The following is a 22,307-nucleotide window of genomic DNA, read 5'->3' as shown; positions in this document are numbered from 1 at the left end:
TTGTTTTAACGGGCTCTCTTCCAAGAGAGCCCGTTTGTTTTATAGGCGTCCTGCTGCCTTTAGTGCCAGGTAGGCGTCTGCGAGTGCGGGGGCCAGTTGGTCCGGTGTCGCGTCGACGACGGTGACGCCGTGCCGGCGGAGCTGGTCGGCTGTGCGATGACGTTCTGTCTGGGCCTGGGCGGCCGCTGCTGCCTCGTACACGGCCTCGGCGTTGCCGCGGGAAGTGGCCATGTGGGCGATGTGGGGGTCGGCGACCGATGCCACCAGGACCGTATGGCGCTGAGTGAGCTGCGGGAGGACGGGGAGGAGGCCTTCCTCGACCGGGGCGGCGTCCAGCGTCGTCATGAGGACGATGAGGGAGCGTCGGGGGGCCGTGCGGAGGGCTGTGGCGGTGAGGCCGCGGGCGTTCGTTTCGACCAGTTCCGGCTCGAGGGTGGCCATGGCGTTGACCAGGGACGGGAGTACGTCGCGCGCTGTTCGGCCCTGGACGAGGGCGCGTACTCGGCGGTCGTAGGCGAGGAGGTCGACTCGGTCGCCGGCGCGGGATGCCAGCGCGGCCAGGAGGAGTGCCGCGTCCATGGAGGCATCGAGGCGGGGGGCATCGCCGACGCGTCCTGCGGAGGTGCGGCCGGTGTCGAGGACGAGGAGGATGTGCCGGTCGCGTTCGGGGCGCCAGGTGCGGACCGCGACCGAAGAGTGGCGGGCTGTGGCGCGCCAGTCGATGGAGCGGGTGTCGTCGCCGGGGACGTATTCGCGCAGGCTGTCGAATTCCGTGCCCTCGCCGCGGGTGAGGACGCTGGTTCGGCCGTCCAGTTCGCGTAGGCGGGCCAGTTTCGACGGGAGGTGCTTGCGGCTGGTGAACGGAGGGAGGACGCGTACCGTCCAGGGGACCTTGTGGGTGCCTTGGCGGGAGAAGAGGCCGAGGGGGCCGTAGGAGCGGATCGTGACGCGGTCGGTCCGGTGGTCCCCGCGGCGGGTCGGGCGTAGGCGGGTGGTGATGCGGCGGCGTTCGCCGGGCGGGACCGTCAGGTGGTGGCGGGAGGCTTCCGTCTCCGTTCCTGGTTGCCAGCTGCTGGGGGGCCAGGCGTCGCGGAGGTGGGCGCGCAGGGGGTGGCGGGACGGGTTGGTGAGGGTGAGGGTGATGTCCGCCGTGTCGCCGAGGCGGGCGGAGGTGTCGCCGGAGCGGGTCAGGCCCAGTCGGCGTACGGGGGCGGCCAGGGCGAAATCGCAGGCGCAGGCCACGGCCAGGGGGACGTTGACGGCGAGGATGCCCGTCCAGCCGGCGTCCCAGATGCCGACGGGGAGGGAGCCGAGGGCCGCGAGGAGTGCGGTGCGTCCGGTGAGCGCCATCAGCGGGGTACGGGGACGTGGGTGAGGATCGCGTTGATGACGGAGTCGGCCGTCACGCCTTCCATCTCGGCTTCCGGGCGGAGCTGTACGCGGTGGCGGAGGGTGGGGAGGGCGAGGGCTTTGACGTCGTCGGGGATGACGTAGTCGCGGCCGGTGAGCCAGGCCCACGCGCGGGCGGTGGCGAGGAGGGCGGTCGCGCCTCGGGGGGAGACGCCGAGGGTGAGGGACGGGGATTCGCGGGTGGCGCGGCAGATGTCGACGACGTAGGCCGTGATCTCGGGGGAGATCGTCGTCTTGGCGACGGCGGCGCGGGCCGCTTCGAGGTCGGCCGGTCCTGCGACGGGGCGTACGCCGGCGGCGTGCAGGTCGCGCGGGTTGAAGCCCTCGGCATGGCGGGTGAGGACGTCGATCTCCTCCTGGCGGGAGGGGAGCGGGATCGTCAGTTTGAGGAGGAAGCGGTCCAGTTGGGCTTCGGGGAGGGGGTAGGTGCCCTCGTACTCGACGGGGTTCTGGGTCGCCGCGACCAGGAACGGGTCGGGGAGCGGGCGCGGGGTGCCGTCGACGGTGACCTGGCGTTCCTCCATGGCTTCGAGGAGGGACGACTGGGTTTTCGGCGGCGTGCGGTTGATCTCGTCGGCGAGCAGGAGGTTGGTGAAGACCGGGCCGGGCTGGAAGGAGAACTCGGCGGTGCGGGTGTCGTAGACGAGGGAGCCGGTGATGTCGCTGGGCATCAGGTCGGGGGTGAACTGGACGCGTTTGGTGTCGAGTTCGAGTGCGGAGGCGAGGGCGCGGACGAGCAACGTCTTGGCCACTCCGGGGACTCCTTCGAGGAGAACGTGTCCGCGGCAGAGGAGGGCGACGACAAGGCCTGTCACGGCGGGGTCTTGGCCGACCACGGCCTTGGAGATCTCGGCCCGCAGGGCCTCCAGGGAGGCGCGGGCGCGGCCCGGGTCCCCGGTGTTCCCGGCGTTGTCAGTGGTCGGGTCCATCATGGACGGCGTACCTCTCTTTCGAGGGCGTCGAGTTGGTCGGCGAGCGCGATCAGGGCCGCGTCGTCGCCTGGTGGTGGGCCGAAGAGGAGGGAGTGCAGGGACCGTCCGTCGCCGTGGAGGTGGGCGGACAGGGCGGGGAGGAGTGCCTCGGGCGCGTGCGCCTGGGTGACGGGGACGCCCAGGAGAGGGGCGAGGCGGGTGCGGGTGGTGGAGCGAAGAGCGGTGGCCGCGCGGTCGCGGGCGTTGGCTTTGCGGTAGAGGCGGGCGCGGCCTTCGACGGTTTCGGAGGCGCGGATCGCCACGGGGAGTTTTTCGGGCACGAGGGGTCCGAGTCGGCGTGCCCGCCAGAGGGCGGCGAGGGCTGCCGCGACGAACAGCTGAAGTGTGCCCCAGAGCCAGCCGGAGGGGAGCAGGTCGAAGAAGCTTTCTTCGTCGTCCGGGTCGGTGGCTGTGGTGTCGGAGAGCGAGGGGAGGTACCAGACCAGGTGGCTGCGGGAGCCGAGGAGTTGGAGGGCGAGCGAGGCGTTGCCCTGTTCGTCGAGGCGGTTGTTGTAGAGGATGTCGGGCGCGCCGAGGACCACGGTGTCGCCGTCGCCGGAGGTGTTCGGGATGCGCAGCAGGGTGGCCAGTCGCTCGCTCGGGTAGCACTTGTCGGCGTCGAGGTGGCGGGTGGTGTAGCGGATGCCGCCGGTCTCCGCGGTGCCGGCGCGGCGGGCGGCGGGCAGCGCGCAGTCGGGGGAGAGCGCGGAGCCGCGGCTGTTGGCGGGGTCCGCGGTCACGCCGGGGGCGAGGGTTTCCACGGACCAGCCGCTGGGGGCGACGAGGACGGTACGGCCGCCCGAGCCCGCGATCGCCGAGTGCAGGTCCCGCTGTTGACGTTCCGTCAGGAGGTCCGGGGCGGCGACCAGGAGAGTGGTGTCGGGGCGAGCCGCGGTGCGGGCCTCGGCCAGGGTGGTGACGACGCGGGTGGACACGCCGCGGTGGGCGAGGAGTTCGGCTACCGCGCGGCTGCCGTAGGGGTCGGCGGAGCGCGGGTCGAGCGCGCCGTGGCGGGCGTCGGACTGGAGCGCGGCGAGCGTGACGGCCCCCGCCAGGAGCAGTACGAGCGCGAGAGTGACGCCGCGCGCGCGGGTCCACAGCCGGAGGGCGGTGGGCGAGGCCGAGGTGGACGGGAGCGTGGCCTCGGTCGTCATTCGGCGGCTCCCCGGCGGGCGGGGTGGGTCGCGGTGTGGGTGCTGCTCGTCGTCAGTTGGGGTTTGGCGCGTTCCAGGTCGAGGTCGAGTTCGGCCATGCCTCCGTACGACTGCTGGGTGGCGCGGCGGCCGCCGTACGTCACGTCGTCGAAGTCGCGGGCGGCGGTGCGGAGTCGGTCCGTGTGGGCGGGCAGGGTGCGGCCGGCGTCGGCGGCGGCCTCGTCGGCCGTGCGGCCGGGGCGGGTGTCGAGGAGGGCACGTTCCTCCAGGGAGCGGACGATGGCGCGCATGCGTTCCTGGACGGCCTGGTTCCAGTGGCCCTGGGCGGCGTGTGCCTCGGCGGCCGCGCGGTGTTCGGCGGCGCTGCGGGGACGGTCGTCGAAGAGGGCGGCGGTGGATGTGGGCCGGCGGCGCGAGGAGCCCAGGCGCCACCACAGGGCGCCCACGACGGCTGCGATGGCCAGGATGACGATCAGCAGGCCGAGTGTCCCGCCGGGAGTGGCGGTCGAGGCGGTGTCGAAGAGGTCGCCGATCCAGTCCCAGAGGGTGTCCAGGGCGCGCTGGAACAGGCTGGGGTCGTTCTGGTGGTACAGGTCCTTGGACAGTTCACGGCGGGCCGCCTCCCGCGCGGGGTCGCGCGGGACGGTGAGCGGCGGTTCGTCGTCCGAGCGGGCCGACAGGGACAGCACGGCTGCGTCGCCCGCCCGCAGCAGGGCTGCCACGGCCCTGTCGGCGACGCGGGGCAGGGCCGTCGGGGCCGCGTCGGTGATGCCGGGCAGCAGTGCCCGTACGGGCAGGGCGCCCGGGAGTGGTACCGCTGTGAGAACTCCCCCCGCCAGGCTCACCGCATCAACTCCCCGGGGTCGTGCCGGGAGCGGAGGTGCCGTAGTCCTGGAGGCCCGCGGCGCGGGCCAGGTCGAGGTCGAGGGCCTCGCGGCGGATGCGCTGGTCGACGTAGAGGAGCACGGTGACTCCCGCCGAGATCGGGAAGGTGATCATGGAGCCGATGACCGAACCGATGCCGCTGATGATCAGGTAGGTCCAGCCGTAGTCGCTGCTCGCGTCGACCATGCCGCTGATGCCTCCGTCGCTCACTGCGGCACCGAGGAGGGCGAACGGGACGACGACGATCATCGCGACGACGTTCGCGATGATCAGGGCGAGCAGCTGGATGCCGAAGACGCGCCACCAGGAGCCGCGGGTGAGCTTCGCGGAACGGCCGAGCGCCTTCTTGATGCTCTGCTTCTCCAGCATCAGCGCGGGCGAGGCGAGGGAGAGGCGGATCAGCAGCCACAGCACCAGGACGATCGAGCCGAGGATGCCGAAGGCCTTGAGCGCGGCTCCCGCGTCGGAGCTTCCGGCGGCGCTCACGAGGATGCCCGGCAGCAGGCAGGCGAGGACGATGGCGGCGGCGATGAGCATCAGCAGGAAGATCAGGCCGAACAGCTTGAGCACCTGGGGACGGGCGTCGCGCCAGGCCTCGCGGAGGGTGACCGGTTTGCCGAGCACCGCCCGGCTGGTGACGGCGGTGAGCAGGGCGGTCGCCGTGATGGTGCCGATGAGGGTGATGAGGAGGACGGGGCCGGAGGCGCGCATGGCGTCGCCCATGGCGCTGAGCTGCTCGTCGGCGGTGGCGCTCGGGTCGCCGAGCGCGTTCGTGTCCGTGGTGGCGTCCAGGATGAGGCCCTGCAACAGGACGACGAAGACCTGGGTGATGACGGCGACGGTCAGCGAGATGCCCAGAACCGTGCGCCAGTACGTGCGCATCGTGGCCACGGCGCCGTCGAGGATCTCGCCCACGGCGAGCGGACGCAGCGGGATCACGCCGGGCTTCGCCGCGGGCGGGGGACCGCCCCAGCCGGCGCCCCAGCCGCCGGGAGCGCCCCAGCCGCCGTAACCGCCCTGTCCGGGGCCCGTGGGGCCGCCGGGGTATGCGCCGCCGGGTCCGGCGGGCGGGTGGGTGCCCCAACCGGGGCCGGGCGGCGGAGGCGGTGGGGGCGGCGGGGTCTGGCCCGGGTTCGGGGGGCCTGCGGGCGCGGACCACTGGCCGGGGCCGGGCGGCGGCTGCTCCTCGGACCACTTCGTGCCGGGGCTCTGCGGGTTCGGGCCCGGCTGGTCCGCGGGCTGGGCGCCGACGGGGCGGTCCGTGGGCTCGGCGGGGTGGGACGCGCCGGGCTCCTGTCCGTCGGACGGGGCGGATCCGGGCGAGGCCCAGCCCGGAGTGTCTTTCATCGTCGCTCCTTCACGGTGCCCGTCCGCGGTCGCGGCGGCAGGTTGGGAGCCATCGTGCCATGGGGTGCTCATCGGTTGACCGGCCGCGGTATGGGCTGCACACCTTCAATTGTCCGCCGGTTCGGGGGCAGACTGACCGCATGGCTGATCAGTACGCGCAATCCGGCGAGGACAAGCGGCCGGCCGAGATACCTGCGATCCGTTGGGAGGAGCCGCCGGAAGGTCCCGTGCTGGTCCTTCTCGACCAGACGAGACTGCCGGCCGAGGAAGTCGAACTGGTGTGTACGGATGCGTCCGCGCTGGTCGAGGCGATCCGTTCGCTGGCCGTGCGCGGGGCACCGCTGCTCGGGATCGCCGGGGCGTACGGCGTCGCGCTCGCCGCCGCACGCGGCTTCGACGTGGACGATGCCGCGAACGCGCTCGCGGGCGCCCGCCCCACCGCGGTGAACCTGTCCGTCGGTGTGCGCCGGGCCCGGGCCGCGTACCGGGCGGAGCTCGCCGAGGGCGGTGATCCGGCGCAGGGCGCGCGGGCCGCGCTGGCGGCCGCGCGGCAGCTCCACCGGGAGGACGCCGAGGCCAGTGTCCGGATGGCCGGGCACGGGCTGGCGCTCCTCGACGAGCTGCTGCCGGGCGGCGGGCATCGTGTCCTCACGCACTGCAACACCGGTGCGCTGGTGTCGGGCGGGGAGGGGACGGCGTTCGCGGTGGCGCTCGCGGCGCACCGGGTGGGTCGGCTTCGCCGGCTGTGGGTGGACGAGACGCGTCCACTGCTCCAGGGCGCCCGCCTCACGGCGTACGAAGCGGCCCGCAACGGCATGGCGTACACCTTGCTGACGGACAACGCGGCGGGTTCGCTCTTCGCGGCCGGGGAGGTGGACGCGGTGCTGATCGGGGCTGATCGCATCGCGGCCGACGGGTCGGTGGCGAACAAGGTGGGGAGCTATCCGCTCGCGGTGCTGGCGAGGTACCACCATGTGCCGTTCATCGTGGTGGCGCCGGTGACGACGGTGGACCTGGAGACGCCGGACGGGGCGTCCATCGAGGTGGAGCAGCGCCCCGGGTTCGAGGTGACGGAGGCCATGGCGGCCCAGGCACCGGTGACGGGAGCGGGCGGCGGGATCCCGGTGGCGCCGCTGGGGACCCAGGCGTACAACCCCGCGTTCGACGTGACGCCGCCCGAGCTGGTGACGGCGATCGTCACGGAGGAGGGCGTGGTGTCGCCGGTGACGGCCGACGCGCTTGCCGAGCTGTGTGGCAGGGCGCGCCGGGGAGGGGCGGGGGCGGCACTCTGATCGCCCGTCGATCGCCGATCACCCGTCGGCCGGCCGCGTGAGCCGGGCTCGGACCTACGAGCGTGCGGGCTGGTCGGCGATCAGCAGGGTCGTGCCTGCGGGGCGGAAGCCGAGGCGGGCGTAGATGCGGGCGACGGTCTCCTCCGCGTAGGCGAGGAAGATCGTCTCGACGCCCTGGGCGCGGGCGTGGGCGACCAGGGCCGCTGTCACGGCGGCGGCCAGTCCCTGACGGCGGGCGGAGGGGAGGGTGCCGACGCCGCCGATCTCCGTGGCGGCGTTCGCCGGGTGGTAGTGGCCGGTGGCCAGGGGGGTGCCGTCCGGGGCGAGGGCGGCGACGAGGGTCTTGTGCCCGGCGCGGATCGTGGGACGGACCGCGGCCACCGTGCCGTCCCCGGTCAGCGCCTCGGCCAGCCTCGACAGCTCCGCACGGTCCGACGGGCCCGCGGCGGGGCTGGGTTCCGCGGCGAGGGGCTCCTTGCCGAGGGGCTCTTTGGCGAAGGCCAGGCGCGGGAGGGCGAGGGCCGCGGGCAGGGCGGGGTCGTCCGCGGTCAGCGCGCGCAGTGTCACGCCGTCCGGCAGGGGCTGCGGAGGCAGCGGGTGATGGGGCGGCAGGACCATCAGCGGGCGTCGCAGCACCAGGAGGCCGGCGGCCTCGATCCGGGCACGCAGCGCGGGTGCCGACTCGGCCAGCCATTCGAACGCCTCCGGCACACCGAGCTCACGCTGCCGGGCACGCACCCGGGCGATGTCGGCGGCGCCCACGGAGGCCGCGCCGGTGGGCTGGGCGTGGCTCGGGCCGCCGTAGTACGGGGCGCCGGGTTCCTTCCGTACGAACAGGCGCAGGGGGCCGAAGTCCTCGGCGTCGGCGAACAGAAGGGGCACGGTGGCGTAATACCGCTCGATGCGGTCGCGCAGTGGGTCGCTCATGCGGCGCATCCCACCATTGGACGGTGCCGCGCCGCACCGATATTTCCCGCTGGGACTGCTGCCGGGACCGGCGGCGGCGGTCGGGGGCAGACAGTGACCGCCCCGTACGACTATCGTCACTGGCCGGTGACCCTGCTCACCTGCGTGTCCTTCACCGTTATGAGAATGGGATGATGTCGTTTATGAAGGGACGAGTCCTTGTCGTCGACGACGACACCGCACTGGCCGAGATGCTCGGCATTGTGCTGCGTGGTGAAGGTTTTGAGCCGTCTTTCGTGGCCGACGGTGACAAGGCGCTGGCCGCTTTCCGTGAGGCGAAGCCCGACCTGGTGCTGCTGGACCTGATGCTGCCCGGCCGGGACGGTATCGAGGTGTGCCGCCTGATCAGGGCGGAGTCCGGAGTGCCGATCGTGATGCTCACGGCGAAGAGCGACACCGTCGACGTCGTCGTCGGACTGGAGTCCGGCGCCGACGACTACATCGTGAAGCCGTTCAAGCCGAAGGAGCTGGTAGCCCGGATCCGGGCGCGGCTGAGGAGGTCCGAGGAGCCGGCACCGGAGCAGCTCGCCATCGGCGACCTCGTCATCGACGTGGCCGGTCACTCCGTGAAGCGGGAAGGGCAGTCGATCGCGCTGACGCCGCTGGAGTTCGACCTGCTGGTCGCGCTGGCGCGCAAGCCCTGGCAGGTGTTCACCCGCGAGGTGCTCCTCGAGCAGGTGTGGGGCTACCGGCACGCCGCCGACACCCGCCTGGTGAACGTGCACGTACAGCGACTGCGCTCGAAGGTCGAGAAGGACCCCGAGCGGCCGGAGATCGTGGTGACCGTCCGTGGCGTCGGATACAAGGCAGGACCGAGCTGACATGTCCGGGGACAGTGCCGCTTCGGCCCCCGGTCGTTCCGGGGCCCGTCCGGAGCGGCCTGTCGGCCGTAGGACGCCGGGTTCGCGCTTCGCACGCCTCCTCGAAGGGGGGCTGTTGCAGGGCGGGGTGCAGGGCAGCCCTGTCCTGAGGCTGCTGCTGCGCTGGGTGCGCAGGCCGCTGCTGCCCGTGATGCGGCTGTGGCGGCGCAACATCCAGCTCAAGGTCGTCGTCACGACACTGCTGATGTCGCTGGGCGTCGTCCTGCTGCTGGGCTTCGTCGTCATCGGGCAGGTGCGCAACGGACTGCTGGACGCCAAGGTGAAGGCGTCCCAGAGCCAGGCCACCGGCGGATTCGCCGTGGCCAAGCAGAAGGCCGACGAGGCCGCCGGCGCGGCCGCCGACGACGGGACCCCGGCCGACGGCGGCGCCTCGCAGAACGTCATCGAATGGATGAGCGAGCTCGTACTGTCGCTGTCCAGCGGCGGCCAGGGCGCCTTCGACGTGGTCACCCTGCCCCCCGGCGACGTCAGCGGCGTCGCCCGCGGGCCACGCGCCTCCGGCTTCGTCGACCCCGACAAGAGCGTCCCGGAGAAACTGCGCGAGCAGGTCTACAGCAGCACCGGTGCGGCCCAGAGCTACTCCCGCATCATCTACCTCAACGACAAGGACTCCCAGCCGGCCCTGGTCATCGGCAAGCAGGTCAACGACCCCAACGGTGATCCGTACGAGCTGTACTACCTCTTCCCGCTCACGCAGGAGGAGAAGTCGCTGAGCCTGGTCAAGGGGACGCTGGCGACCGCCGGGCTGTTCGTCGTCGTACTCCTCGGGGCCATCGCCTGGCTCGTGGTGCGGCAGGTCGTCACGCCGGTGCGGATGGCCGCCGGGATCGCCGAGCGGCTCTCCGCCGGGCGACTCCAGGAACGGATGAAGGTCACCGGCGAGGACGACATCGCACGCCTCGGTGAGGCCTTCAACAAGATGGCCCAGAACCTCCAGCTGAAGATCCAGCAACTGGAGGACCTGTCGCGGATGCAGCGACGGTTCGTGTCCGACGTCTCGCACGAACTGCGGACGCCGCTGACGACCGTACGCATGGCCGCCGACGTCATCCACGACGCCCGCGTCGACTTCGACCCCATCACCGCGCGGTCCGCCGAACTGCTCGCCGACCAGCTCGACCGGTTCGAGACACTGCTCGCGGACCTGCTGGAGATCAGCCGCTTCGACGCCGGTGCCGCCGCCCTCGAGGCCGAGCCGATCGACCTCAGGGAGGTCGTCCGCCGGGTCGTCAGCGGGGCCGCGCCGCTCGCCGAACGCAAGGGGACGACCGTACGCGTCATCGGTGACCAGCAGCCCGTCGTCGCCGAGGCCGACGCCCGGCGGGTGGAGCGGGTGCTGCGGAACCTGGTGGTCAACGCCGTGGAACACGGCGAGGGCAAGGACGTCATCGTCAAGCTGGCCGCCGCGGGCGGGGCCGTCGCGATCGCCGTGCGCGACTACGGCGTCGGCCTCAAGCCCGGCGAGGCCACCCGCGTCTTCAGCCGGTTCTGGCGCGCCGACCCGGCACGCGCGCGTACCACCGGCGGTACCGGTCTGGGGCTGTCCATCGCCCTGGAGGACGCCCGCCTGCACGGCGGCTGGCTACAGGCCTGGGGAGAGCCCGGTGGCGGCTCGCAGTTCCGGCTGACGCTGCCCAGGACCGCCGACGAACCGCTGCGGGGCTCACCGATACCGCTCGAGCCCAAGGACTCCCGTCGCAACCGGGGAGCCCTCGACGACGCCGGTCTGCCGCGCGGCGGCGGCCAGAAGAGCGCGACGGTGCCGGTACAGCCCGCCGGCGAACAGCTGGCGGCCGCACGGAGCGCGCTCGCGCCCCGGATGTCCACCGCGGCCCCCACGGCCGACCCGACGGCGCTGCCCGGCAACGGCGCGCGCGTGGTGCCCCGATCCGCCCCGGGCGCGGGCACGGGCACGGGCGATGGAGGACGTGGAGAGGACGAGCCGCGGGCTGCGGGGGCAGGCGGGGCGGCTGAGGAAGCTGAGGAAGCTGGGGAAGTACGCGGCGAGGACCCGGAGCAGACCGAAGCGGTCGGCACTGGTGACGCGGCCGACACGGGTGACGCGCGTGAAACGGCACTGAGGGGGACTTCGGACCGGCAGAGAGCCGGCGCAGAGGGCTCGAACGAGCAAGGGGAGGCATTCCGTGGGCGCTGAGTGGCGCGAGGGGGGAACCCGGCGCACGCCGGGGCGCGCGGTGGCGTACGCCACCTGTGGCGTCGTCCTGCTGGCCGGGTGCGCCTCGATGCCCGACAGCGGGGATCTGCGCGGCGTCGAGTCCACACCGCGCCAGGACACCCAGGTACGGGTATTCGCGATGCCGCCCCGGGACGACGCGCAGCCCCTGGAGATCGTCCAGGGCTTCCTCGAAGCGCTCACCAGCGACGACCCCGGCTACGCGACGGCACGGCAGTACCTGACCGAGAAAGCCGCCCAGAAATGGGAGCCCGAACGGTCCACGACGGTCCTCACGGACGGACCGGCGACCGACGCCGGCCCCACCGGGACCAGAGACGACGGCGACGACTACTCGTACACCCTGACCGGCACACGGGTCGCCACCGTCGACGCACAGCAGTCGTACGCGCCCGCCTCGGGAAACTACGGCCAAGTGGTCCACCTCAGCCGCGACAAGAAGAACGGGCAGTGGCGCATCGACGCCCTCCCCCAGGGCGTCGTCATGGGCAAGTCGGACTTCCAGCGCAACTACGTGTCCGTCAACAAGTACTACTTCGCCTCCAACACCACGGCCGACGGCTCCCGACAGCCCATGGCCGTCGCCGACCCCGTCTACGTCCGTGAACGCGTCGACCCGATGACGCAGATGGTGCGCTCCGTGCTCACCGGCCCCACCAGCTGGCTCCGCCCCGTCGTCAGATCCAGCTTCCCCACCGGAACCGCGCTGCCCAAGGGCGTCACCGCACTGACCCCCGACGACCAGAACAAGCTCACCGTGCCGCTGAACGACAAGGCCGCCCACATCGGACAGGGCAAGTGCGACGAGATGGCGGCCCAGCTGCTGTTCTCCCTCCGCAGCCTGACCCCCGCCGTCGACGAGATCGCGCTGCGCGCGGGCGGCACCCAGCTGTGCTCCCTCACCGAGGAGCGGGCCGCAGCCGTCGCCGCACGCGGGTCCGACACCAACCCCGGCTACCTGTACTTCATCGACGGCCAGCACCGCCTCGAACGGATGACGAGCGGCAGCGGAAACACCAAGGCCGACCCCGTGCCCGGAGCGCTCGGCGACGGCACCAAGGCACTGCGCTCGGTGGCCGTGGCCCGCGACGAACACAGCGCCGCGGGAGTCGCTCTCGACGGCAAGGCGCTCTACGTCACCTCCACCGTCTCCGGCAGCTCCATCGGCGACCCCTTGCTCCAGAGCAAGGGCAAGACGGAGACCGACCGGCTCACCACCCCCAGCTGGGACACCCAGGGCGACCTGTGGGTCGCCGACCGCGACCCCGCCGCGCCTCGGCTGCTCCTGCTGGAGAAGGGCGCCGGCCAGCCGCTGGAGGTGCTCACTCCGGGACTCGACGGCCGTATCAACGCCGTACGGGTGGCCGCCGACGGGGTACGGATCGCGCTCATCGTCGACAAGGGCGGCAAGCAGTCCCTGCTCATCGGGCGGATCGAACGAGGCCCGGGCAACGGCGAGCAGCCGTCCGTGTCGCTCCAGGAACTGCGCTCCGCGACACCGGAGTTGGAACAGGTCACGGCCATGTCGTGGGCCGGGGACAGCCGACTCGTGGTCGTCGGGCGCGAGGCCGGCGGCGTGCAGCAGGTGCAGTACATGCAGTGCGACGGCTCGGTCCCCGAGGCGGGGACACTCCCCGGCCTCACGGAGGTCACGAGCATCGCCGCCTCCGAGGACAGCGAGATCCCGCTCTTCGCGACCTCCAAGGACGGGCTGCTGTGGCTGCCCGGCGGAAGCGGGTGGCGGACGCTGAAGGAGACCGCTTCGGTCGCGTTCTACCCCGGGTGATCTTTGCCCCGGGGCGCGGGGCGCGGGGCGCGGGGCGCGGGGCGCGGGGCGGCTTGGGGTGCGCAACTCGGGGGCCAGAGTGAGCTAGGGGTTCGGAGGGAACTACCCGGACTCCTTCTCCCTTTGGCCCCGGGGTTTCTTGGGAGCTGATTTCCGCCTGCTCCTTTTGGTGTTCCGATCGCTCCAGGTGCCTTCGGGCCGCCTTCCCGCGAGTTTTCCACAGGGCGCTCCGGGCGGTTTTCCACAGGGGTGGCGGGCAGCTTCCGGCATCGGCACAGTAGTGCACGTGGAAGGCGTTCGCAGGTGGTGGCAGGAGCTCGCCGGCCTGGTGCTGCCCGCCGAGTGCGGGGGCTGCGGAAGTGCGCGTACGGTGCTCTGCCCGCAGTGCCGTGCGGCGCTGAGCGGAGCCGTGCCGTTCCGGGTCCGTCCGGTGCCGGAACCGCCAGGGCTGCCCGCCGTGCACGCGGCGGCCCGGTACGCGGACGAGGTACGGGCGGCGCTGCTGGCCCACAAGGAACGCGGCGCGCTGGCACTGGCGCGACCGCTGGGCGCGGCGCTGGCGGGGGCTGTGCGGGCGGGGGTGGGGGAGGTGGGGTGGGGGGAGGGGGAGGGCCCCCAGCCCCCCGGAGACCTCCTGCTCGTCCCCGTCCCCTCCACCCGGGCCGCGGTGCGGGCGCGTGGGCATGATCCGGCGCGGCGGATCGCGTTGGCGGCGGCCGGTGAGTTGCGGCGGGCGGGGGTGTCGGCGCGGGTGGCCGCGGTGTTGCGGCAGCGGCGGGCCGTGGCCGACCAGTCGGGGCTCGACTCCCGGCAGCGGCTGGACAACCTGGTGGGCGCGCTGACGGTGGTGCCCGGGGGCGCGCGGGTGCTGTGCGGTGGGCCGGTGGTTCTCGTGGACGACGTGGTCACGACGGGTGCCTCGCTGGCGGAGGCCGCGCGGGCGGTGCGGGCGGTTCGGGTGGCTGGGGCGGCGGAGCGGGCGGGACAGGGGGAGAGTGGGCGGTGTGGGGAGGAGGCGAAGGGTGCGTTGTGTGGTGAAGGGGCGACGGCCGGGTACGTGGGTATCACTCGGGAAGACAGTAGGCAGCTGTCCGGAACGGAGGAGCGAGGCGTGGACGGGGTGTCGGTGAGACCGCTGGACGACGTGGGCGGAGCCGGTGACGTGCTCTGCGCGGCCGTGGTCGCCGCGTCGCCGGACTCTTTCGAAATAAACCGGAACTGAGCGAGAACTTGCGTCGTTGCAGGTAATGAGAGGGCCAATTCGCCTGAACGGAGGTACGTCGCAGTAGAGGGTGACGACATCCGTCCGGGCGAGATATGTTCGGTTGTGAGGGAAAGCCGCAGGCCACACCTCTCATATCCGAATGCCGTGCTGCGGTTTTCGAAATCTTCCGCAGCGCCTGGGGTGTAGATCTCGCCCATGGGGGAGAAGGAGGTGGAAGTCACCGAGTCCGAGGTTCCGGTGCTCACCGGAGCCTGGTGCAAAAGGGAGACGCTCCGCACCGAAGCGGAGTGATCCGGGAACGGAGTTCTGCGTGGACATCGTCGTCAAGGGCCGCAAGACCGAGGTGCCCGAGCGGTTCCGCAAGCACGTGGCCGACAAGCTGAACCTGGAGAAGATCCAGAAGCTTGACGGCAAGGTGATCAGCCTCGACGTGGAGGTGTCCAAGGAGCCCAACCCCCGACAGGCCGACCGGTGCGACCGAGTGGAGATCACACTCCGCTCCCGCGGCCCTGTGATCCGGGCGGAGGCGGCGGCCAACGACCCGTACGCGGCACTCGACCTGGCGGCGGAGAAGCTGGATGCCCAGCTGCGCAAGCAGCACGACAAGCGTTACACGCGCCGCGGCGCCCGCAGGATCTCCGCGGCGGAGGTTTCCGACTACGTCCCCGGTGTGGCGACGCTCAACGGCAACGGCCGTCCCGTCCCCGCCGACGAGTCGGACAGCGTGCCGACCAAGCGGATCGGCTCGCTGGAGGTGCAGGGCGACGGCCCCCTCGTGGTGCGCGAGAAGACCCACGTCGCCGCTCCGATGACACTCGACCAGGCTCTCTACGAGATGGAACTGGTCGGACACGACTTCTATCTGTTCGTCGACTCCGAGACCAAGCAGCCCAGCGTCGTCTACCGGCGTCACGCCTACGACTACGGCGTGATCTACCTCGACACCGACCCGATGGTGGCCCAGGCGCACTCGCCCGAGGCGGGCGGCACGTTGGGCGGCTGACGCTGCCCGGTGACAGCTGAGCGGTGTGCCCCTGGAGCGCTGTGTGCGCCCCCAGGGGCACCCGTGTGCGACCCCTTTGGGCACCGCTCTGTCACCGCGTTGTCGTCCGGGCATGGAATCATGGCCAGGGCGGCTCAACCGGTGGGCCGCTGCCTTGGGTTGGCGACGGCACAGGACCACGGCCACAGCCTTCAGGGGGAGGAACGATGGCGGACAGCTTCGGACCGATGCGGGACGACGATGCCGACGACGGCGTCGTCGGCATGGGCCCGGACGGGGGCACCTCACGCAAGGAGCCGATCAGAGTCCTTGTCGTGGACGATCACGCCCTGTTCCGCCGCGGACTGGAGATCGTGCTCGCGGCCGAGGAGGACATCCAGGTCGTCGGCGAGGCGGGTGACGGCGCCGAGGCCGTGGACAAGGCGGCCGACCTGCTGCCGGACATCGTGCTGATGGACGTGCGGATGCCCAAGCGCGGCGGTATCGAGGCGTGCACCTCCATCAAGGAGGTGGCTCCCAGCGCGAAGATCATCATGCTGACGATCAGTGACGAGGAGGCCGACCTCTACGAGGCGATCAAGGCCGGCGCGACCGGCTACCTCCTCAAGGAGATCTCCACGGACGAGGTCGCCACCGCGATCCGCGCCGTCGCCGACGGTCAGTCACAGATCAGCCCCTCCATGGCGTCGAAGCTGCTCACCGAGTTCAAGTCGATGATCCAGCGGACCGACGAGCGTCGCCTCGTCCCCGCGCCGCGGCTGACGGACCGGGAGCTGGAGGTGCTCAAGCTGGTCGCCACGGGAATGAACAACCGTGATATCGCCAAGGAGTTGTTCATCTCCGAGAACACCGTGAAGAACCATGTGCGCAACATCCTGGAGAAGCTTCAGCTGCACTCCAGGATGGAGGCGGTCGTGTACGCGATGCGGGAGAAGATTCTCGAGATCCGGTGAGCCGGTGAGCCGGTGAGCCGGTGATCCGTCGAGCCGGGTCTGGGACCGGCCCGGTTCAGTCCTGATGCAGCCCGGCTCAGATGTGGCTCGCTCGGGTCAGGCCAGTGCGCGGGTGAGTTCTCCGATGAGGGGCTCGCGCAGGTCCGGGGCGTCCACGCGCTCCACGCGTACGTCCGTGCAGTCCACCCAGGTCGCCGCCTCGAGCAGGGCCTGGGCCACCGCCGGGACCGCCTTCGGGCCGTCCAGCGTGACCTGCCTGGCGATCAGGGTGCGGCCCTCGCGGGCCGGGTCCACGCGGCCGACGAGCCGGCCGCCGGCCAGGACCGGCATCGCGAAGTAGCCGTGGATGCGCTTCGGCTTGGGGACGTAGGCCTCCAGGCGATGGGTGAAGCCGAAGATCCGCTCGGTGCGCGCCCGCTCCCAGATCAGGGAGTCGAAGGGGGACAGGAGCGTGGTGCGGTGGCGGCCGCGCGGGGGCGTTTCCAGGGCCGCCGGGTCGGCCCAGGCGGGCTTGCCCCAGCCTTCGACCGTGACCGGGACCAGGCCCGAGTCGGCGATCACGGTGTCGACCTGTTCGCCCTTGAGACGGTGGTAGTCGGCGATGTCCGCGCGCGTGCCCACGCCGAGCGACTGGCCGGCCAGGCGGACGAGGCGGCGCAGGCACTCGGTGTCGTCCAGTTCGTCGTGCAGCAGGTCGGCGGGTACGGCGCGTTCGGCGAGGTCGTACACGCGCTTCCAGCCGCGGCGCTCCACGCAGACCACCTCGCCGTACATCAGCGCGCGTTCCACCGCGACCTTGGTGCCGGACCAGTCCCACCACTCGCTGGTCTTCTTCGCTCCGCCCAACTCGGTGGCGGTGAGGGGGCCTTCGGTGCGGAGCTGCTTGACGACCTGGTCGTACGTGCCGTCCGGGAGGGTGTGGTTCCAGTGCGGGCGGGCGCGGTAGGCGCGGCGGCGGAAGGCGAAGTGGGGCCATTCCTCGATGGGGAGGATGCAGGCGGCGTGGGACCAGTACTCGAAGGCGTGCGGTCGTGCGGCGGGCGTGCCGGCGGACTCGGGCTTCCAGTACGCGTCCTCGACCGTCTTGCGGCCTACCGCTCCCAGGCGGGCGTAGGGGATGAGCTCGTGGGAGCGGGCCAGGACCGAGATGGTGTCGAGCTGGACCGCGCCTAGGTGACGAAGGGCGCCGCGGACGCCGGCCTTGCGGTCGGGGGTGCCGAGGAAGCCTTGCGCGCGTAGGGCGATGCGGCGGGCTTCGTCTGCCGAGAGGGCGGTGTCGGGGCGCGGGGTCGTCATGGCTCGCACGATAGGGGGTGGGACTGACAGTGCGGGGTGAGCTGGGGGTTTGGGGGGTGGGGGTGGCCGCCGTGGGGTTTCTCGCCCCGCCGCCCTTACCCTTCCCGGCCCTGGGGGCTGCCGCCCCCGGACCCCCGCTTTCGGCCTGGACGGCCCTCGTCCTCAAACGCCGGACGGGCCGGCTGTGCCCCCGGACGGGCCGGCTGTGCCCCCGGAAGCTCCGGACGGGCTGGAGGGTGCCGGAACGTACGGGGCCGTCGACGGCAGTCCCAGGTCCGACGGGAGCAGGGAGGCCAGCCAGCAGTCGCGGCGTACGCCCTTGTTGGCGATGGCCGAGCGGAGGGTGCCTTCCAGGGTGAAGCCGGCGTTCTCGGCGACCGCGCGGGAGGCGGTGTTGCCGATTTCGGCCCGCCATTCGACGCGGTCGACGGGGAGGGTGGTGAAGGCCCAGCGGGCGGCGGTGAGGGTGGCCTCGGTGGTGTAGCCGTGGCCGCGGTGTTCCTTGGCCGCCCAGAAGCCGACCTCGGCCGTGCCCGGGGAGCGCATGGTGAGGCTGAGGACGCCGGTGAGGGCTCCGTCGGGGAGGAAGACGCCGAAGGTGAACATGGAGCCGCTCGCCCAGCCCTCCGGGGCGAGCAGTTCGGTGAAGCTTCGGGCGTGCTCGGGGAGGTAGGGGGAGGGGATCGTGGTCCAGCGCTGGATGTCGGGGTCCTGGGCGGCGGTGTACACGGCGTCGGCGTCCTGCGGGTCGAGGGGGCGCAGGACGAGGCGGGGGGTGGTGAGGGTGACGGGCTCGGGCTCCATCGGCCGATTCTGCGCGGGGTGTCCCGGCGGGCGCCATCTTTTCGCCGTGTGTGAGCGCGTGATCACAATTCGCGCAATTCGTCCGGCGGGCGCGGCACCATCGGCGGGGCCCGGCCGTTGTCCCCTTTGAAGAAGATTTTGGAGCAGGTGCGCAGCAGTGTGTGGTCCTCGTCGCGGCAGGCCTCCCGGGGTGGCGGGGTCCTCGCATACGATGGCCGTTGCTCAGTAAGTCCACTGGAAACCGACCGTCCCAGGCCCGACCGGCAAGGAGACCAACCCCCGTGTCCGTCCTCTCGAAGATCATGCGTGCAGGCGAAGGCAAGATCCTGCGCAAGCTGCACCGCATCGCGGACCAGGTCAACTCCATCGAAGAGGACTTCGTCGACCTCTCCGACGCCGAGCTGCGGGCCCTCACCGATGAGTACAAGCAGCGGTACGCCGACGGTGAGAGCTTGGACGACCTGCTGCCCGAGGCGTTCGCCACTGTGCGCGAGGCCGCCAAGCGTGTCCTCGGCCAGCGTCACTACGACGTGCAGATCATGGGTGGTGCCGCCCTGCACCTCGGCTATGTGGCCGAGATGAAGACCGGTGAGGGCAAGACGCTCGTCGGCACGCTGCCCGCGTATCTGAACGCGCTGTCCGGCAAGGGCGTCCATCTGATCACGGTCAACGACTATCTGGCCGAGCGCGACTCCGAGATGATGGGTCGTGTCCACAAGTTCCTGGGCCTGGAAGTCGGCTGCATCCTCGCCAACATGACGCCGGCGCAGCGCCGCGAGATGTACGCGTGCGACATCACGTACGGCACGAACAACGAGTTCGGCTTCGACTACCTGCGCGACAACATGGCGTGGGCGCAGGACGAGCTGGTCCAGCGCGGCCACAACTTCGCCATCGTCGACGAGGTCGACTCCATCCTGGTCGACGAGGCGCGTACACCGCTGATCATCTCCGGTCCGGCGGACCAGGCCACCAAGTGGTACGGCGACTTCGCCAAGCTGGTGACGCGCCTGAAGAAGGGCGAGGCCGGCAACCCGCTCAAGGGCATCGAGGAGACCGGCGACTACGAGGTCGACGAGAAGAAGCGCACGGTCGCCATTCACGAGGCCGGTGTCAGCAAGGTCGAGGACTGGCTGGGCATCGACAACCTCTACGAGTCGGTGAACACCCCTCTGGTGGGCTACCTGAACAACGCCATCAAGGCGAAGGAGCTCTTCAAGAAGGACAAGGACTACGTCGTCATGGACGGCGAAGTCATGATCGTCGACGAGCACACGGGCCGTATCCTCGCCGGCCGCCGCTACAACGAGGGCATGCACCAGGCGATCGAGGCGAAGGAAGGGGTGGACATCAAGGACGAGAACCAGACGCTCGCCACGATCACCCTTCAGAACTTCTTCCGCCTCTACAAGCGTCATGACCACAACGAGAAGGAACAGCCCGGTCTCTGCGGCATGACCGGTACGGCGATGACCGAGGCCGCCGAGTTCCACCAGATCTACAAGCTCGGCGTGGTCCCGATCCCGACGAACAGGCCGATGGTCCGCAAGGACCAGTCCGACCTGATCTACCGCACCGAGGTCGCGAAGTTCGAGGCGGTCGTCGACGACATCGCCGAGAAGCACGAGAAGGGCCAGCCGATCCTCGTCGGTACGACGTCGGTCGAGAAGTCCGAGTACCTGTCGCAGCAGCTCTCCAAGCGGGGTGTCCAGCACGAGGTGCTGAACGCCAAACACCACGAGCGTGAGGCGTCGATCGTCGCCCAGGCCGGCCGCAAGGGCGCCGTGACGGTCGCGACCAACATGGCCGGCCGTGGTACCGACATCAAGCTCGGCGGCAACCCCGACGACCTCGCGGAGGCGGAGCTGCGCCAGCGCGGTCTCGACCCCGAGGAGCACATCGAGGAGTGGGCCGCCGCGCTGCCCGCCGCCCTGGAGAAGGCCGAGCTGGCGGTCAAGGCCGAGTTCAACGAGGTCAAGGAGCTGGGCGGCCTCTACGTGCTGGGTACGGAGCGGCACGAGTCGCGTCGTATCGACAACCAGCTGCGCGGTCGTTCCGGCCGTCAGGGCGACCCGGGCGAGTCCCGTTTCTACCTGTCGCTGGGTGACGACCTGATGCGGCTGTTCAAGGCGCAGATGGTCGAGCGCGTGATGTCGATGGCGAACGTGCCGGACGACGTGCCGATCGAGAACAAGATGGTCACGCGGGCGATCGCGTCCGCGCAGTCGCAGGTGGAGCAGCAGAACTTCGAGACGCGTAAGAACGTCCTGAAGTACGACGAGGTGCTCAACCGTCAGCGTGAGGTCATCTACGGTGAGCGGCGCCGCGTTCTGGAGGGCGAGGACCTCCAGGAGCAGATCCACCACTTCATGGACGACACGATCGACGCGTACGTCGGTGCGGAGACCGCCGAGGGCTTCCCGGAGGACTGGGACCTGGACCGGCTGTGGGGCGCGTTCAAGCAGCTCTACCCGGTGAAGGTCACCGTCGAGGAGCTGGAGGAGGCGGCCGGTGACCGGGCCGGTCTGACGGCCGAGTTCATCTCCGAGTCCATCAAGGACGACATCCGCGAGCAGTACGAGTCGCGGGAGTCGCAGCTCGGTTCCGAGATCATGCGTGAGCTGGAGCGTCGGGTCGTGCTGTCGGTCCTGGACCGCAAGTGGCGCGAGCACCTCTACGAGATGGACTACCTCCAGGAGGGCATCGGTCTGCGCGCGATGGCGCAGAAGGACCCGCTGGTCGAGTACCAGCGCGAGGGCTTCGACATGTTCTCCGCGATGATGGACGGCATCAAGGAGGAGTCCGTCGGCTACCTGTTCAACCTGGAGGTCCAGGTCGAGCAGCAGGTCGAGGAGGTCCCGGTGGAGGACGCCGCGCCGGTCGACATGGAGAAGCAGGACGTGGTGCCGGCGCAGGCGGGTTCGCGTCCGGAGATCCGTGCCAAGGGGCTGGACGCTCCGCAGCGTCGTCAGCTGCACTTCTCGGCTCCGACGGTGGACGGCGAGGGCGGCACGATCGAGGGCGACTTCGACAGTGACGAGGACGAGCCGGTGCGCTCCGAGGCCGACGGCCTCACGCGCGCGGAGCGCCGCAAGCAGGCGAAGGCCGGGCGGCGCCGTAAGAAGTAGGGCGCGGTTGCCTGCGGCGCTGTCTGCCGGGCGTCACGTGCGATGCGTGGCATGACGTCTGTGACGTATGGCGTGACGGTGCTGTGGGCTTCGTAGCGGCTTGAGGGCCGGGTCACCTTCGGGTGAGCCCGGCCCTTTGCTGTTCGGCGGTTCTGGGGTGGCTCAGTCGTCCTGGGGGCGGGGCCTGCGGGTGCCGTCGAGTTCCACCGCGGTGCAGCGCCAGCGGTGGTCGGTGCCGAGTTCCAGGCGGAAGGCCATGGCTCGCAGGCGGTCGCCGGCGCCGATGCGGGCGAAGGCCTCGATGGCGCCGGGGCGGGGGACGTAGTAGCCGATGTCCCGGACGACGGGGCGGGCGCCGTGGGTGGTGCGCAGGGGGCCGCGTTCGGCGAGGTGGGCCAGGTCGTCGTAGGCGTGGCCGAGGGTGTGCCGGAGCATGAAGTGCACCGGGCGTTGGCCGGTCAGGACGGCGAGGAGGCGGTCGGCGAAGAGGTCTGTGGGGCGTGGCTGGGAGACGGGGCGGCGGGGGGTCTGGGCGGGGCCGGTCGGGGAGCCGGTGGGGGCCTTGGTGGGGGTGCTGATGCCGGTGTCGGTGCCGCTGCCGCTGCCGCTGCCGCTGCCGGTGCCGGTACTGGTACCGGGTCGGGGGTTCGGGTGGCGGGTGAGGGAGTTGGGGGTTGTGGGGCGGCCGTCGGCGGGGCGGGTGCGGGTGGGGGAGCTGGTGCCGGGGGGACCGGGTGGGCGGCCGCCGCCGGGTGCCGTACGGGGGGCGCCGCCGCTCGGGGTGCGGGGTGGGGCGCCTGCGGGGCGGCGGGTGTCGCGGCGGCCGGGAGGGCGGGTGCCGGGGTGGTGCTGCGCGGGGTGGTGCTGCGTCCTCGTCATGACCTTGTTCATGGGTGTCCCCGTTCGGTGAGCTCGGCCATACCGGTCGGTAACTTGCCGTTGCGGATCTTGTACGGGGTTGCGGTCCGTGACTGCAAGGAAGCGGAGAGCTCGCGTCGAGGGGCTGGGAAGT

Annotated in this window: 17 protein-coding genes; 8 read left to right on the top strand and 9 right to left on the bottom strand. The window is 71.3% G+C overall.

Annotated features, from left to right (window positions below):
* Window positions 1-39: 39 nt before the first annotated feature.
* The 5 genes from G9272_RS18650 to G9272_RS18630 are packed head-to-tail and all read right to left on the bottom strand — an operon-like array spanning window position 40 to window position 5,767.
* On the bottom strand, window positions 40-1,350 hold the full coding sequence (locus G9272_RS18650; protein WP_171397636.1) for a DUF58 domain-containing protein: 1,311 nt from the start codon (window positions 1,348-1,350) through the stop codon (window positions 40-42).
* Window positions 1,350-2,339 carry an AAA family ATPase gene (locus G9272_RS18645; RefSeq protein WP_171402055.1) on the bottom strand — a complete coding sequence of 330 codons (990 nt, stop codon included), beginning with the start codon at window positions 2,337-2,339 and terminating at the stop codon, window positions 1,350-1,352. Before G9272_RS18645 ends, G9272_RS18650 begins: the two co-directional genes overlap by 1 nt.
* Entirely contained in the window at window positions 2,339-3,535 is a 1,197-nt protein-coding gene (locus G9272_RS18640; protein WP_171397635.1) for a DUF4350 domain-containing protein, read from the bottom strand. The genes G9272_RS18645 and G9272_RS18640 overlap by 1 nt, the downstream gene beginning before the upstream one ends.
* A complete protein-coding gene (locus G9272_RS18635; RefSeq protein WP_171397634.1) occupies window positions 3,532-4,380 on the bottom strand; it encodes a DUF4129 domain-containing protein in 849 nt (282 codons plus the stop codon). Before G9272_RS18635 ends, G9272_RS18640 begins: the two co-directional genes overlap by 4 nt.
* A 4-nt stretch (window positions 4,381-4,384) precedes the next feature.
* Entirely contained in the window at window positions 4,385-5,767 is a 1,383-nt protein-coding gene (locus G9272_RS18630) for a glycerophosphoryl diester phosphodiesterase membrane domain-containing protein (protein WP_171397633.1), read from the bottom strand.
* A 140-nt stretch (window positions 5,768-5,907) separates the two neighbouring features.
* Between G9272_RS18630 and mtnA the strand changes: the two genes are divergently transcribed.
* On the top strand, window positions 5,908-7,059 hold the full coding sequence (mtnA, locus tag G9272_RS18625) for an S-methyl-5-thioribose-1-phosphate isomerase (protein WP_171397632.1): 1,152 nt from the start codon (window positions 5,908-5,910) through the stop codon (window positions 7,057-7,059).
* A 54-nt stretch (window positions 7,060-7,113) separates the two neighbouring features.
* Here the strand turns inward: mtnA and G9272_RS18620 are convergent, their stop codons facing one another.
* The gene (locus G9272_RS18620) at window positions 7,114-7,995 is read right to left on the bottom strand and encodes a GNAT family N-acetyltransferase (RefSeq protein WP_437184281.1); all 882 of its coding nucleotides are present in this window, start codon (window positions 7,993-7,995) and stop codon (window positions 7,114-7,116) included.
* Window positions 7,996-8,156: 161 nt separating this feature from the next.
* Between G9272_RS18620 and mtrA the strand changes: the two genes are divergently transcribed.
* The 6 genes from mtrA to G9272_RS18590 all read left to right on the top strand — a co-directional run bounded on the left by mtrA (window position 8,157) and on the right by G9272_RS18590 (window position 16,067).
* Window positions 8,157-8,846: a two-component system response regulator MtrA gene (mtrA, locus tag G9272_RS18615; protein WP_187281934.1), complete on the top strand. Its 690-nt coding sequence runs from the start codon at window positions 8,157-8,159 to the stop codon at window positions 8,844-8,846.
* A 1-nt stretch (window position 8,847) separates the two neighbouring features.
* The gene (gene mtrB, locus G9272_RS18610; protein WP_171397630.1) at window positions 8,848-11,061 is read left to right on the top strand and encodes an MtrAB system histidine kinase MtrB; all 2,214 of its coding nucleotides are present in this window, start codon (window positions 8,848-8,850) and stop codon (window positions 11,059-11,061) included.
* A complete protein-coding gene (locus G9272_RS18605) occupies window positions 11,051-12,886 on the top strand; it encodes an LpqB family beta-propeller domain-containing protein (protein WP_171397629.1) in 1,836 nt (611 codons plus the stop codon). Before mtrB ends, G9272_RS18605 begins: the two co-directional genes overlap by 11 nt.
* 286 nt (window positions 12,887-13,172) lie before the next feature.
* Window positions 13,173-14,108, top strand: a complete 936-nt coding sequence (locus tag G9272_RS18600) for a ComF family protein (RefSeq protein ID WP_253267852.1) — start codon at window positions 13,173-13,175, stop codon at window positions 14,106-14,108.
* 313 nt (window positions 14,109-14,421) lie between these two features.
* Window positions 14,422-15,114 (top strand): ribosome hibernation-promoting factor, HPF/YfiA family, encoded by a 693-nt coding sequence (gene hpf, locus G9272_RS18595; protein WP_253267851.1) that lies wholly within the window; start codon window positions 14,422-14,424, stop codon window positions 15,112-15,114.
* A gap of 206 nt (window positions 15,115-15,320) precedes the next feature.
* Window positions 15,321-16,067: a response regulator gene (locus G9272_RS18590; protein ID WP_020133042.1), complete on the top strand. Its 747-nt coding sequence runs from the start codon at window positions 15,321-15,323 to the stop codon at window positions 16,065-16,067.
* A gap of 96 nt (window positions 16,068-16,163) precedes the next feature.
* Here G9272_RS18590 and G9272_RS18585 read toward each other — a convergent pair whose 3' ends face one another.
* Complete coding sequence (locus tag G9272_RS18585; protein ID WP_171397627.1) at window positions 16,164-17,363, bottom strand: winged helix-turn-helix domain-containing protein; 1,200 nt, start codon at window positions 17,361-17,363, stop codon at window positions 16,164-16,166.
* A 162-nt stretch (window positions 17,364-17,525) separates the two neighbouring features.
* A complete protein-coding gene (locus tag G9272_RS18580; protein WP_171397626.1) occupies window positions 17,526-18,167 on the bottom strand; it encodes a GNAT family N-acetyltransferase in 642 nt (213 codons plus the stop codon).
* A 281-nt stretch (window positions 18,168-18,448) separates the two neighbouring features.
* On the opposite strand from G9272_RS18580, the gene secA reads away from it, so the two are divergent.
* Window positions 18,449-21,295, top strand: coding sequence for a preprotein translocase subunit SecA (gene secA / locus G9272_RS18575; protein ID WP_171397625.1), 2,847 nt, complete (start codon window positions 18,449-18,451; stop codon window positions 21,293-21,295).
* A gap of 162 nt (window positions 21,296-21,457) precedes the next feature.
* Here secA and G9272_RS18570 read toward each other — a convergent pair whose 3' ends face one another.
* Window positions 21,458-22,186: an Rv3235 family protein gene (locus tag G9272_RS18570; RefSeq protein ID WP_171397624.1), complete on the bottom strand. Its 729-nt coding sequence runs from the start codon at window positions 22,184-22,186 to the stop codon at window positions 21,458-21,460.
* Window positions 22,187-22,307: the final 121 nt, after the last annotated feature.

Source organism: Streptomyces asoensis (assembly GCF_013085465.1).
Lineage (GTDB): Bacteria > Actinomycetota > Actinomycetes > Streptomycetales > Streptomycetaceae > Streptomyces > Streptomyces cacaoi_A.
Note: the sequence above shows the minus strand (reverse complement) of the source record. Positions and strands in the feature narration are given on the sequence as shown.

Coding starts and splice junctions, on each gene's coding strand:
- G9272_RS18620 (WP_437184281.1), bottom strand. CDS start 7,995: ATGCGCCGCATGAGCGACCCACTGCGCGACCGCATCGAGCGGTATTAC.
- G9272_RS18590 (WP_020133042.1), top strand. CDS start 15,321: ATGGCGGACAGCTTCGGACCGATGCGGGACGACGATGCCGACGACGGC.
- mtrB (WP_171397630.1), top strand. CDS start 8,848: ATGTCCGGGGACAGTGCCGCTTCGGCCCCCGGTCGTTCCGGGGCCCGT.
- mtnA (WP_171397632.1), top strand. CDS start 5,908: ATGGCTGATCAGTACGCGCAATCCGGCGAGGACAAGCGGCCGGCCGAG.
- G9272_RS18645 (WP_171402055.1), bottom strand. CDS start 2,339: ATGGACCCGACCACTGACAACGCCGGGAACACCGGGGACCCGGGCCGC.
- G9272_RS18570 (WP_171397624.1), bottom strand. CDS start 22,186: ATGAACAAGGTCATGACGAGGACGCAGCACCACCCCGCGCAGCACCAC.
- G9272_RS18640 (WP_171397635.1), bottom strand. CDS start 3,535: ATGACGACCGAGGCCACGCTCCCGTCCACCTCGGCCTCGCCCACCGCC.
- G9272_RS18585 (WP_171397627.1), bottom strand. CDS start 17,363: ATGACGACCCCGCGCCCCGACACCGCCCTCTCGGCAGACGAAGCCCGC.
- mtrA (WP_187281934.1), top strand. CDS start 8,157: ATGATGTCGTTTATGAAGGGACGAGTCCTTGTCGTCGACGACGACACC.
- G9272_RS18580 (WP_171397626.1), bottom strand. CDS start 18,167: ATGGAGCCCGAGCCCGTCACCCTCACCACCCCCCGCCTCGTCCTGCGC.
- G9272_RS18650 (WP_171397636.1), bottom strand. CDS start 1,350: ATGGCGCTCACCGGACGCACCGCACTCCTCGCGGCCCTCGGCTCCCTC.
- G9272_RS18630 (WP_171397633.1), bottom strand. CDS start 5,767: ATGAAAGACACTCCGGGCTGGGCCTCGCCCGGATCCGCCCCGTCCGAC.